Annotated in this window: 9 protein-coding genes; 4 read left to right on the top strand and 5 right to left on the bottom strand. The window is 45.1% G+C overall.

Features of this window, described 5'->3' with window-relative positions; translation table 11 throughout:
- Positions 1-423 precede the first annotated feature (423 nt).
- From F6J99_RS32930 to panD, 3 genes are read right to left on the bottom strand one after another with little or no spacing between them, the layout of a single operon-like run.
- Positions 424-1,725, bottom strand: coding sequence for a TauD/TfdA family dioxygenase (locus tag F6J99_RS32930; protein ID WP_293119358.1), 1,302 nt, complete (start codon positions 1,723-1,725; stop codon positions 424-426).
- Positions 1,726-1,773: 48 nt separating this feature from the next.
- Positions 1,774-3,093: a TauD/TfdA family dioxygenase gene (locus tag F6J99_RS32925; RefSeq protein ID WP_293119356.1), complete on the bottom strand. Its 1,320-nt coding sequence runs from the start codon at positions 3,091-3,093 to the stop codon at positions 1,774-1,776.
- Between the two features lie 47 nt (positions 3,094-3,140).
- Entirely contained in the window at positions 3,141-3,626 is a 486-nt protein-coding gene (gene panD / locus F6J99_RS32920; protein ID WP_293119354.1) for an aspartate 1-decarboxylase, read from the bottom strand.
- Positions 3,627-3,940: 314 nt separating this feature from the next.
- Here panD and F6J99_RS32915 point away from each other — a divergent pair, with 314 nt between their 5' ends.
- The gene (locus F6J99_RS32915; RefSeq protein ID WP_293119352.1) at positions 3,941-4,135 is read left to right on the top strand and encodes a hypothetical protein; all 195 of its coding nucleotides are present in this window, start codon (positions 3,941-3,943) and stop codon (positions 4,133-4,135) included.
- A 127-nt stretch (positions 4,136-4,262) separates the two neighbouring features.
- Here the strand turns inward: F6J99_RS32915 and F6J99_RS32910 are convergent, their stop codons facing one another.
- Both F6J99_RS32910 and F6J99_RS32905 read right to left on the bottom strand, forming a co-directional pair.
- Complete coding sequence (locus tag F6J99_RS32910) at positions 4,263-4,868, bottom strand: ureidoglycolate lyase (RefSeq protein WP_293119351.1); 606 nt, start codon at positions 4,866-4,868, stop codon at positions 4,263-4,265.
- A 24-nt stretch (positions 4,869-4,892) separates the two neighbouring features.
- Positions 4,893-6,287, bottom strand: coding sequence for a methyltransferase domain-containing protein (locus F6J99_RS32905; RefSeq protein ID WP_293119349.1), 1,395 nt, complete (start codon positions 6,285-6,287; stop codon positions 4,893-4,895).
- A 489-nt stretch (positions 6,288-6,776) separates the two neighbouring features.
- On the opposite strand from F6J99_RS32905, the gene F6J99_RS32900 reads away from it, so the two are divergent.
- From F6J99_RS32900 to F6J99_RS32890, 3 genes are all read left to right on the top strand, one after another.
- Positions 6,777-9,176, top strand: coding sequence for a heavy metal translocating P-type ATPase (locus F6J99_RS32900; protein ID WP_293119347.1), 2,400 nt, complete (start codon positions 6,777-6,779; stop codon positions 9,174-9,176).
- 293 nt (positions 9,177-9,469) lie between these two features.
- Entirely contained in the window at positions 9,470-9,910 is a 441-nt protein-coding gene (locus F6J99_RS32895; protein ID WP_293119345.1) for an FHA domain-containing protein, read from the top strand.
- Positions 9,911-10,484: 574 nt separating this feature from the next.
- Positions 10,485-11,732 carry a filamentous hemagglutinin N-terminal domain-containing protein gene (locus tag F6J99_RS32890; RefSeq protein ID WP_293119343.1) on the top strand — a complete coding sequence of 416 codons (1,248 nt, stop codon included), beginning with the start codon at positions 10,485-10,487 and terminating at the stop codon, positions 11,730-11,732.
- Positions 11,733-11,848: the final 116 nt, after the last annotated feature.

Genomic DNA, 11,848 nt, shown 5'->3' with positions numbered 1-11,848 from the left:
CGTAGCGTCGGCGAAGCCGATACGCTTGGGGAGATTTGACCTCTACTGTGGTTGGTGTAAACCTGTCACGGCAAGTCAGTTCTGTGAGCCAAGAATCCCCCTGCTTATAGCTGTGGGGAGTGTCAACATGCCCAATCCCTGTTAATGCAATCAGCATCTCACCCTTAAGTCCTATTATGTATGCTTTAACAATTCCTCAGAAAGGTGTAGTAAAATCAGGGGATAAAAATTTTTATTGTTTGTGCCAGTTTAATAACTGGCCTATTATTTAGTAATAAATTACTTATTTGTGATAAATAGCGACTATTATAATAGTTAGGGCGCACGTCTGTGCGCCCTAAAAATAGCTTTAATTTTCTGATGCAAGCGCTGTCTGTTGTTGAGAGCGCTTCACTTCCCATCAATTAAGATTATTCGATGATCTCAAACATAGCGATCTGCGAGAATTTCCAAAGCACGGTCTGAGCATCCCATTAACCACAGGTTTGACATCCCAGTTTTCTCCCCTAGCAAAATTCGCCGTCTACAGCGGAAGGTTTCTTCCTCCAAGTAGGCTCCTAGCAAGCTTCGTTTCAGGGAAGGACTCCAGATACCGGTACGTCCATGGAGCACTCGCCAGTTGTTAACTACTAACACCTGTCCGGGAGTCAGTAGAAATTCGGCATTATAGTCAGGATCTTGTAAGAGTTGGGAAAATCTTCGGTAGGCTGTCAATAAGTCTTGAATTTTATCGTAGGAAACCTCTAGGGGTATCCTGGTGTTGTGGTTATACCGAATCTGATACACTTCGCCATTTTCATCCAAGTTAATTAGATGATTACGCCGGTAAGCTTCCCATTCGTATTTCCGGGGGCCGGAATCATTTTCCGATAGTTTCTCCTCCACAGACAGTCGTCGGCGACCTGCTGGTATATATTCTGTGGTAAGTAGCTCAAAGAAGTAGGGGTTTTCGGTTTTGATTACCTCTGCTAATTTGAAACCATCAACGACAGTGGAATAGGCTTGTCTGTCGTTATCCGGGTTGTCGTAGAGGGTACATTGCAGAAATTGGATTCCAGTGGGAATATCGTAGGCAGTAACGTCTGTATGATTTCTTAAACGTCCCAATTGATAAGAATGTTGGATAGCCTGAGCAACTGCGTTCTTTCTATCCATAGTAAATACATTGGTGGGATGATAACGTTGCCGTAAAGGCCCCACCCGTTCAATTAATGCCCGAAAGCTTTGTTCGTCATTTGGAGCATTCTCAATTACTGCTACCCCTAGTTCGACGAGCTGATTCAGGTAGGACAATAAAACGTCGTCATCATTCATCACCTCATGATAATCAAAATAAGAGATAGATACTGATGCATCCCAAAGTTGAGGTTTTGATTTTTGTTTAAGGGCTGGGTCATCGTAACAATGAACTCGTAGCCAGGAAGGATCGAATACACTGTGATGCCCTGTTTCCTGACCACCCCAGACAATATCCAAATTGCCTTCACGATCAATTGTCACCTCTTGAGGAGTTGGGTTTAGGGGCATTTTGAGGAGGTCATGTCCGCTATTGAGGCTTAAGGTATCTCGCTGAAAGAATTTAGGACAGCGACAGCTATCTAGGAGCCAGAGATGATGGTAAAAGCTTTGATGGCCATCTTTCCAAGTGATCTCTACACCATTGTCATGGGTTGCTATGGATTTGATGCAAAAAGCAGGTTTGAGTTGTCGAAGTAGCGTGGTCATTTTAATTTCAAGCTCCTATGTATCAAGCTCTTAATGTATTTGGTTTCTTTAGATTGTGGTGCGGTCTGCGAGCATTTCTAAAGCACGGTCTGAGCATCCCATTAACCAGATATCTGACATACCGCTTTTTTTGCCTAGTAACAGTCGCCGTCTGCTACGAAATGTTTCTGGTTTCATGTAGGCTCCCAATAAAACTCGTCGCAGCTGAGGATTGTGAATGGCGGTACGCCCGTGGAGTAATCGCCAATTGTCGTTAACTAATACTTGTCCCGGAGCGATCAGAAATTCGGCGTTATATTCAGGAGCTTCAGCTAGTGCCGTAAATGCTTGGTAGGCTGCATATAAGTCTTGAATCTTATCAGGGGAAACCTCTAGTGGCACTCGGTCTTTTTCATGGTGACGAATCTGGTAGACTTCACCGGTTTCATCTAAATTAATTACATGCTGACGATGATAAGTTTCCCATTGGTACTTCTTGGTGCCAATTTCATGCTTAGATACCTTTTCTTCTACACCCAGGCGACGGCGACCTGTTGGCACATACTCTGTGGTCAGCAACTCGAAGAATTTTGGCTGTTGGGTTCTGAGAACCTCAGCAATTTTGAACCCATCCACTAGGGTAGAATATGCCTGTTTGTCATTGTCTGGGTTGTCGTATTGGATACATCCGAGAAATTGCAGTCTGGGAGGAACGTTGTAAGATACATGGTCTGTGTGATTATGTAAACGTTCCATATACTGATAGGCGTGGTGAATATTCCCTGCCAGTTTGTTTGCTGTATCCAACGTAAAGATATGGGTGGGATGATATCGTTGTTGGATCGGTCCAATCCGCTCTATCAGTGCCTGAAAACTCTCTCGATTCTTGGGCACGTTGTCAATGATGACTACTCCCAATTCCAGCATCTTGTCCAACCACAGCAACAGTGCCCAATCGTCTTTCATCACTTCGTAGTAATCGAAATGAGGGATGGACACTGATGAATCCCACAGTTGGGGTGTTCGTCGCTGTTTGAGGGCGGGGTCTGTTTGACAGTGAACTCGCAGCCAAGATGGATCGAATACACTGTGATGTCCAGGTTCTTGACCGCCCCAGACTATATCTAAATTGCCTTCACGATCGATCTTGACCGCTTCAGTGATGGGATTGAGTGGCATTTTCAGGGGGTCATGTCCTTCCCCTTCTGAGCTGTTAAGGCTCAATGTATCCCGCTGGAAGCATTCGGGACAGTGGCAAGCATCCCGCAGCCAGAGGTTATGGTAAAAGCTGTGATGACCATCTTTCCAAGTGACTTGTACACCGTTGTTGGTCACTGCAACTGATTCGATCCGAAAAGCGGCTTTGAGTGGCCGAAGTAGCGTTGTCATCTTTCACCTTTATCCTTTGTCTTACTTGGTTTCCATTTATTTGAGAACTAGGCTTCAGCCCCCACCATTACCTGTGACTTAGAGGTCAATTGTTTGCCGTTAGTGGTTTGATAGCCGTTGTATTCCAGTGTCTCTCCATTAGGGGTGAGTGTAGGGGTGAGAGTCTGGTAAAACACTTCTTGACAGCAGTTGTTTTCATCAGCAATCAGTACCCGCGCTTGGTGTCCGCTACTCAAAATTTCAGCGCGATCGCATTGCTCGTTTGCCCAGATAATCAAGGTATCTCCCTCTTTGCACAGTAGCGCTCCCCCTCCATTGGGACAAATTTTTCCTGAACCTGCTTCTCCTGGCAACACATAGGTTGACCAGCGATTGCCATTGTCAATGTTGACAATTTCTACTTCTTCGAGGGGTAAAATCCCTACCTGTGCCAGCAAGTTGGAGTCAATCGTGACACTGCCCACATAGTGGCGGTTTGCCTCAGTCACACGCACTCGATGTAGCTTGGCGTGCATTAGTTTGATGGTCGCCATGATTTATCCTCCATTGAGTTGAATGAATTAAAATTCAATTGACTTGAACAAGCCTATTTCTGGACTTACCAATTGGAATTTTACAATCTCTGTTTGAGATTACTATACCGTTACTCCAATAATCACCAAAAACCTAAATAACTTCGGTTAATCAGTGATTTATGAGTCTCGAAATACGGATTTTTTATCGTCTGCCATGATTACTAAATAGGCGATTTTTAGCAGCTATTCAGTAATATAATTTGACACATTTGTCTTGATGCAATAGCGAGTGGGGTAAACCACGCCAGTTGCTGGGGGAACGGCAGTCGCTCATGGGGGAAACCACGGCAGTCGCTCATGGGGGGGACCCCCAAGACCGCGCTGCCTCCCCAAGACCGCGCTGCCTCCCCAAGACCGCACTGGCTCCCCAAGACCGCGCTGCATCGCTTTTTGATACATCACTTTCTGGAAAATACATCGATTTACCTTTATCCCTCCCGCCCCATTTATATCGATTGCTAAAATAGCCAGTTTAACAGTTACTTAACTAGCGCTCTAGCTCCTTTAGAAGCGGCTACGGGAAATACTTGCACTCCAAATTATAGAAAATCATCTGTTTCTATCTATTCCGTGCTGTGTTGGCTATCTATGTTGTCAGTCTTCTTGAGGTTTACGAAGGGGAATCTTTAGACAAGTATCTTGCTCCTTCAACAATAGACAATCTACGGTAGCATAGATACTGCCTTGTTTATTTTTATAGACTACCTCACCAGACAGTGGTAAGGGAGCTGTGTGCCATACTCCAGGATGAATTGATATGCCGTAACACCCATCGGAGTAAAGCGCTACAAAATCTTCGGGTTTGACATTGTCTCCAGGAGGCGCTAATAGAAAGATACTAGGTTCACCATTTTTAGGAATAAAAGCCTCTCCTGCATCTAGATGGGCGCTAAGCCAATTCACTAGCACATAGTTAGAGTTAGTTTCAGGATCAACTACAGCCTTTCCAGCTGCACCACCGCGAGCATTTTTATGGTCAGCGGAAAGCACCGTAGAACCACGCCAATATACTTTGAATTCGTCTTCAATAAATGTACCATAACCCCCCCTAGCAATAAGAGGTCGTTTTCCTGGGTTTGGCCATTTACACAACTCTATTTCAACATCTTCAAAATCCGTGAATACAGTTCCTAATCCTTCAGCATTTTTTGAGTTTAGCTTTTTTAATGGAACGTCATAGTATTTGCATGGTGTAGCCATGATTTTCCCTTAAACTATCAGCAATTAGTGCTTTTTCAGCACTAGAGCAACCATTGGTTCTGTTTCAAAGATGTTAAACTCTACTCGATCGAGTATACTCCATGACAGCTCTTCGAGAATCTCTTTTAATGAATCGTTGCTTTCGTAGTAGTCAACTCGCAGGGTGAGGACAAAATATCCTCCAGACTTCAATAGTTCGAATAGGTTTCGCAACCCTTTAGGATGGGCGTGACCAAAGGTGAATACCCCCAACACCACAATCCCGTCGAACGCCTCAGGACTAGAGAAGGTTAGAGGTTCTGCCACGTTCCCTTGGTGCAAGGCCGTGTAAACTTGCTTCTTCCTAGCTACCTCCAGCATTTCCTCGGAGAAGTCAACTGCTGTAATGTTGGTGTATCCTAGGTCTGCCAGAGCCTCACCTACCATTCCTGTACCTGCTCCAACATCAAGAATGCTTGCTGCTTTATTTGGCAGTACGTTTGCCAGAGCCCTAGCGGATAGAACGGGAGAGCAGCGATAGGTCTCGTCTAAGTCAGCATCGTAAATGGTCGCCCAAGCATTGTACTTATCTTGTAACGTTTTTTCATCATTAGTTCCGTAGATCCACGACACGCGATCGCTTACCTTTTGACAGCGATAGAAACTCCATCCGAGTTCCCGAGCTGTAATCGCCTCGCACATCTTATCATAGGAAGCGCTAAGTTTCGGATACTTGCTCAGAGCTAGCTCTGACAACAGTTGGTAGCTCTTATTGAGGTGTTCGCTCAAGTCTTTAGCCTCCAACACCATCAAGCCAATTTCACTGAGTGTTTTTGCGTAGGACTCATAGCTAAATGTTGGTTCAAACAGTAGTCGTTGATAAACGTGCTTTTGGCCTTCTGCGCTGATCTCGGACACTGGCGTAATCAGATCATCGAATAGGAAGATGCCTTGTTCCTGAAGAACACGGTAAATCTCCCTCAGAGCTAGCTCTCGCTGGTGGACATGGTAAATGGTGGCTTGGCTCCAGACATGGGTAAAGGAATTGTCTGAGAAAGGTAGGCTAGTTACTGATGCTTTCTGAAAACAGAGGCGTAGGGACGGATACTCCTGAGCTAAAGCGTTGGCATTGCCAACCCGGACTGCACTGATGTCAATGCCGACAACTTCACATCCTGTCTGCTGGGCTAGCCAGATAGCGGTGTTGCCGTTGCCGCAACCGATATCCAGTACCCGAGATTCAGTAGTCAGCCCACTGCAGGCGAGCATAGATTCATTCCAACGGTGGCAAGCTTGGAGAAAGTCTTGAGCACGAGCGTCGGCTAAGTTGTCAAAATAGCCCCAATGTAAACTGCCTTCAGAATCCCAGAAGCTACGATACATGCTGTCTTCGTGATCGTAAAACGCTTCTGTGTCCGCTTCTGTATATTTTTGTGTCATGTTGTTCGTCTAAGTTGAGACTTACAAGTGAGACTTACTAGATTTTCAGCGAAGTTCCCTTCATGAGAGTAAATTCATAAGTGCTCGTTTCTTGAAATCCTTCATATTTACTTCATATTTACTTGATATTCTCCTTCATAATTCCCTGGCCTTTTGGCCTTTAGGCCAAAAGGCCAAGGTCAATCGCAATTCTATTGACTAAGCTACTGGCACAGTTAATCTATTTAGGGCTTTTTTTATCAACTATTAACACGTCCAAAACTTGTCGAAACCCTTAAGTTAGTGCTATCTGAATTATCTAAGCTGGGGAAGCTTTTTTTTTCCAAGTCTCCTGCTGTCGTCATTTACATAAACACCAAAATAATGATAACCATTAACAAAAAACTTTAGCCTAGTTGAGCAGCTCTTAGCCTAAGCTGGAAATAAGAGGCATGTCTTGCTCTTAATCCTCAAGGCATTGCCAATTTACTAAAGCTGTTCACCAAATCTATGCCAAAATCTATCCCAACTTCCGCCAAGACTACCTTAACTCAACCAGCATTGCCTGTAGAAACGATCACATTAGATGTCACTGGCATGAAATGTGCTGGTTGTGTTGGTGTAGTGGAACGGCAACTGAGCAGTAACCCTGGGGTATCGAAAGCCTGTGTGAATCTGGTAACTGGGGTAGCTGTGGTAGAGTATCAAGCTGGTGAGGTGCAACCAACTGTCCTAGCTGACTTGCTTACATCAAAAGGGTTTCCTAGTCAACCCCGTTTACCTGAAACTGAAAAGGGAACTAAGAGCCAGGATAGGTTAACACCAGCCCAGAGACATCAGCAAGAAGCTAGAGCATACCGCCAACAACTAGCGATTGCTGCTGTCCTGATTGTCTTCTCTACATTAGGACATATCAGTCATTGGTTCCATGGACCAATGCTGCCAGTATTGAGTACTTTGTGGTTCCATTGGGGACTGGCAACTCTAGCGCTACTATTACCTGGACGCTCAATTATAGTTGAGGGTGGGCGTGGTTTGTGGCACGGTGCTCCCAATATGAATACCTTGATCGGACTGGGGGCGGTGACGGCTTACACCACTAGCTGTGTGGCATTACTATTCCCTAACCTGGGATGGGAATGTTTCTTTGATGAGCCAGTGATGTTGCTGGGTTTTATTCTTTTAGGTCGGACCTTAGAGCAAGGAGCAAGATATCAAGCTACTGCTGACTTTGAGTCTTTGCTATCCCTACAGCCTCAGGTAGCCCGGTTGATTGGAACATTAGAGGGTACAGAAGGTGATCGAGGGGGGATCGAAATTCCTGTGGAGCAAGTCCGGGTGGGAGAATGGTTAAGGATATTACCTGGGGAAAAAGTTCCTGTCGATGGGGAAGTGATTACGGGAGTCTCATCGATTGATGAGTCAATGCTGACTGGGGAATCGCTACCAGTATTAAAGCAAGCAGGGGATCAGGTTACTGGTGGCACGTTGAATAAATCGGGAGTGCTGGTGGTAAAGGCAACCCGTACTGGTAGAGAAACTACTTTGGCACAAATTGTAGCACTAGTGGAGGAAGCGCAAACTCGGAAAGCGCCAGTACAGCAGTTAGCGGATTTGGTAGCAGGGTATTTTACCTATGGGGTGATGGCGATCGCATTTTTAACGTTCCTATTTTGGTACGTGGCTGGAACTAGAATCTGGCCGGAGGTCTGGTCAACCATGGCGGCTTCTCCATTACTGTTGAGTTTGAAATTAGCGATCGCAGTTTTAGTGATTGCTTGTCCCTGTGCCTTGGGTCTAGCCACACCTACGGCCATTCTAGTCGGTACCAGCCTGGGGGCAAAGCGGGGCTTATTAATCAAAGGTGGTGACATTTTAGAACAGGTGCATCGGCTGGATACTGTGGTTTTTGACAAAACCGGTACCCTAACTCAGGGTCAACCCACGGTTACCGATTGCCTGCTGATTCAACCTGAAACAGAGAATGACCAACAGAGCGCTATTGGTACGAAAACCATTGCTCTATCTTCTGCTAGCCAATTGCTGCAACTGGCAGCAGCAGCAGAAAGTGGCACATCCCATCCCTTAGGTAGCGCAATTGTTACCGAAGCTCAACAGCAACAGTTACCGATGTTAGGGGCTCAAGATTTTTACACAGAACCAGGATTGGGACTATCAGCTTTAGTAGAAAACCAACGGGTAGTGCTTGGCAGTGCAGACTGGTTGAGTAAGCAGGATGTTACGATTAGTGATACTGCTCAAGGGGAAGTCAAGGCTTTGGCAGATGGGGGTAAAACAGTAGTTTATGTAGCTGTTGATGGGGTACTAGCTGGATTAATTGGTGTGAATGATCTTCCGAGAGTCGAGGCTAAAGAAACAGTAGAACACCTCAAAGACCTGGGATTGCGGGTGATGATGGTAACTGGTGACAGACCGGAAGTGGCGGCTGCTGTGGCCAAAACTTTGTCACTAGAGCCAGAGGATGTTATTGCTGGGGTGCTGCCCGATGGCAAAGCTAATGCGATCGCAAACCTTCAAGACCAGGGACACTGTGTGGCTATGGTGGGAGATGGCATCAATGACAGTCCAGCTCTAGCACAAGCTGATGTTGGGATTGCCTTGCATGGGGGAACCGATGTGGCAGCGGAAACAGCAGGAATTATTCTGATCAGAAATAACTTGCTCGATGTGCTCAAGTCCATAGACCTATCACGAGCCACCTTCAACAAAATCCGCCAGAATCTGTTTTGGGCATTCGGTTACAATGTATTGGGTATTCCCATTGCCGCTGGTGGACTACTACCAGGATTTGGGATGGTACTTTCTCCTGCTGCTGCTGGTGCCTTAATGGCTTTCAGCTCAGTTAGTGTTGTCACAAACTCACTGTTGCTAACCCGTTTACGGAATTAGTGCAAGTCCGCTTGAATACCTATAGTAAACCATCCACAGCAGCAAGGTTTCAGAAAGCTATACTTCTCTGGGTCATTGGAAGCAACCACCATAGAGTCAGCTTGGTGTCTAGTTTTTGACTTTTATTGATTCAATGGTTGAATAACAGATAATCAGGTAATGCTCACCACTCAGGAGAGGTTTTCTAGGTAAATCAGTACCTAAGTCAGTCGCAAGCTAGTTGAGAAATGTGCCAATGTAAATAAATAAGAGTATTGTTCTCAACCAATTACCCTTTTGATCACGAGCGATTCATGGCTACACAATCTGACCACAACCATTTACTGATTATTGAGGATGACAAAGGAAGCAAGCAGATTCCTTTGGAAGAGGAGGTATATTCTATCGGTAGAGATCCAGAGTCTGATATCCGCCTGTTTTCAAAGTTTGTGTCTCGCCGACATGCCACCTTAGTCAGGCGTAGACGTTCTGATGGCAGTCCCTACTACCGAATTTTTGATGGTAACCTCAAAGGTAAGACTAGTGCCAATGGCATTTTAATCAATGGTCGTAAGCTTCAAGCCCATGATCTCGAAGATGAAGATGAGGTAATTTTTGCCCCTAAGGTCAGTGCTAAATATTATCTACTGAAGCGAGAGAATACCCCAACTGATCCAGTAGATCAAATGGATGAGTATGATATTACCCTAATTAATCCCGGTATGATTGATGATCCGGAAGAATGGGATAATTAGGAAATAAATGACCGCCAATTTAACCTTGAAATTATAATTTTTAAGGTTTTAATTTTAGCGGTTAGCTATCAGGTATTTAGGATTTTTTTTGACTAACAAAACCGAGCAATAAAAAACGCATCACCACAGCATCGCCCATAAAAAAAAGCTATAGCGATGGGCGCAGGGAATCGGGAAGGAAAAAGCCTGTACCCTCTTTGGCTCCAGACTTTGGTCTGTGAGCTTTTGAACTTTTCTGGTCACACTATGAGCAGTGGCGAACTCAGCATTTACCTAGGGTTTGCTGAAAAAGTGTTTTGGTATTGGATTGAGTCAGCGAGTGTGGAGTCAGCGAGTTAGGAGAAATGGGAATTATATAGAAGGTAGTCGGAAGACAAGTCCGATGATTTTTCGGCTCTTGTCTTTGTATGCTAATTTTTTGAGCTTTTTCGACCGATTTGCTGGAACTTAAAGAGACCCAAAAAGGCGAAAACCTTTATCTGTCAATCCTTTGAGAGTTAATCAGCAAGCCCTACCTACCTTTTAGTTATGACTGTTAGTTATGACTTGTTAGTGGGAATACTAGCAATGTCAAGTGCTTTGGGCACACCAAGCTACTAATAACGAACAGATGAACCAAGCAATAAGGCCATGTTCAATACTTGGCACTATTCTGCTATTCAGCTTTGCCATCCCTGATGTTGTGACAGCCCAAATCAGTAGCGATGGCTCTGTTTCGACTACAGTTACTACCAACGATAGCGTCAATTTCCTGATTGAAAATGGTGAGCGCGCTGGAAGTAATCTATTTCATAGTTTCTCGAAATTTTCTATCCCTACCGGCGGAGAAGCCTTTTTTAACAATGCCACGGATATTGCTAATATCTTCAGCCGGGTTACAGGGGGCAGTATTTCAAATATTGACGGGTTGATTCGTGCTAATGGCAGCGCTAATTTGTTTTTGATTAATCCCAGTGGGATTAGTTTTGGTAAAAATGCTTCCTTAAGTATTGGTGGTTCGTTTTTTGCGACCACAGCTGAGAAAATTGTCTTTAACGATGGCATTGAATTTAAGGCTAGTCAACCAGAAGATGAAGCGCCATTGTTGACAATTAATATACCCATGGGTGTGCAATTTGGTTCAACAGCCGAGTCGATAGTGATCCAATCCCAAGCCATTAGTCCAGATTCGGATGCCACCGTGGGGATTCAGGTAGAGCCAGGGCAAACCATTGCCTTGCTAGGGGGAAATTTAGACTTTCCTGGTGGTGGATTGACCGCATCCGCAGGACGCATTGAACTTGGCAGTGTTGGACCCAACAGTGTAGTGTCTGTGACACCCCTGGCACAAGGGTGGACAATGGGTTATGAAGGAATAGCCGAGTTTGGGGATATTAACCTGACTCAACAGGCGTTTGTGATTACCAATGGCGACAGTGGCGGCAATATTGAGATTCAAGCGAGAAACCTTAATGTCAAAAGCGGTTCTCGTATTAACGCCCATACCTTGGGAAAAACCCAAGGGGGAATTGTGCGCATCCGAGCGACAGAATCAATCGAGGTAAGTGCAAATCCAACAGTTAGCTCAACTAGAAGTAACTTATCGACCAGGGTCTTTGGTACAGCTGATGGTAATGATTTAATGATCCAGACTAAGGAGCTCAAAGTCGCTGGCTTTGCTAGGATAACAGCGAGCTCGATTGGTGTAGGAAATGCAGGCGATGTGGTTTTAGATGTAGAACGCTTACAGGTATTAGATGGAGGACAGATTGGTTCTGCAACTGTTCGCTCTGGTGATGGTGCCAATATTAGGGTGAGGGCGCAGTCTATCGAAATATCCTGAAATGTGGTGCGGCTCGTTCCTAGTAAGAGCCTCTAGAGATTAGAGGGGTATGACTAGGGGGATTCGCGGGGTCAAACCCGAAATCCTAACTGCTTATCGGATGTGGGTGAAAGTCC

The organism is Moorena sp. SIO4G3 (genome assembly GCF_010692305.1).
Taxonomy (GTDB): domain Bacteria; phylum Cyanobacteriota; class Cyanobacteriia; order Cyanobacteriales; family Coleofasciculaceae; genus Moorena; species Moorena producens_A.
This window is presented reverse-complemented; position numbering and strand designations above follow the sequence as displayed.

What these genes read in the sequence shown, in the direction of transcription:
- F6J99_RS32925 (WP_293119356.1), bottom strand. Translation starts at nt 3,093, where the DNA reads ATGACAACGCTACTTCGGCCACTCAAAGCCGCTTTTCGGATCGAATCA.
- F6J99_RS32930 (WP_293119358.1), bottom strand. Translation starts at nt 1,725, where the DNA reads ATGACCACGCTACTTCGACAACTCAAACCTGCTTTTTGCATCAAATCC.
- F6J99_RS32900 (WP_293119347.1), top strand. Translation starts at nt 6,777, where the DNA reads ATGCCAAAATCTATCCCAACTTCCGCCAAGACTACCTTAACTCAACCA.
- F6J99_RS32905 (WP_293119349.1), bottom strand. Translation starts at nt 6,287, where the DNA reads ATGACACAAAAATATACAGAAGCGGACACAGAAGCGTTTTACGATCAC.
- panD (WP_293119354.1), bottom strand. Translation starts at nt 3,626, where the DNA reads ATGGCGACCATCAAACTAATGCACGCCAAGCTACATCGAGTGCGTGTG.
- F6J99_RS32910 (WP_293119351.1), bottom strand. Translation starts at nt 4,868, where the DNA reads ATGGCTACACCATGCAAATACTATGACGTTCCATTAAAAAAGCTAAAC.
- F6J99_RS32915 (WP_293119352.1), top strand. Translation starts at nt 3,941, where the DNA reads ATGGGGGAAACCACGGCAGTCGCTCATGGGGGGGACCCCCAAGACCGC.
- F6J99_RS32895 (WP_293119345.1), top strand. Translation starts at nt 9,470, where the DNA reads ATGGCTACACAATCTGACCACAACCATTTACTGATTATTGAGGATGAC.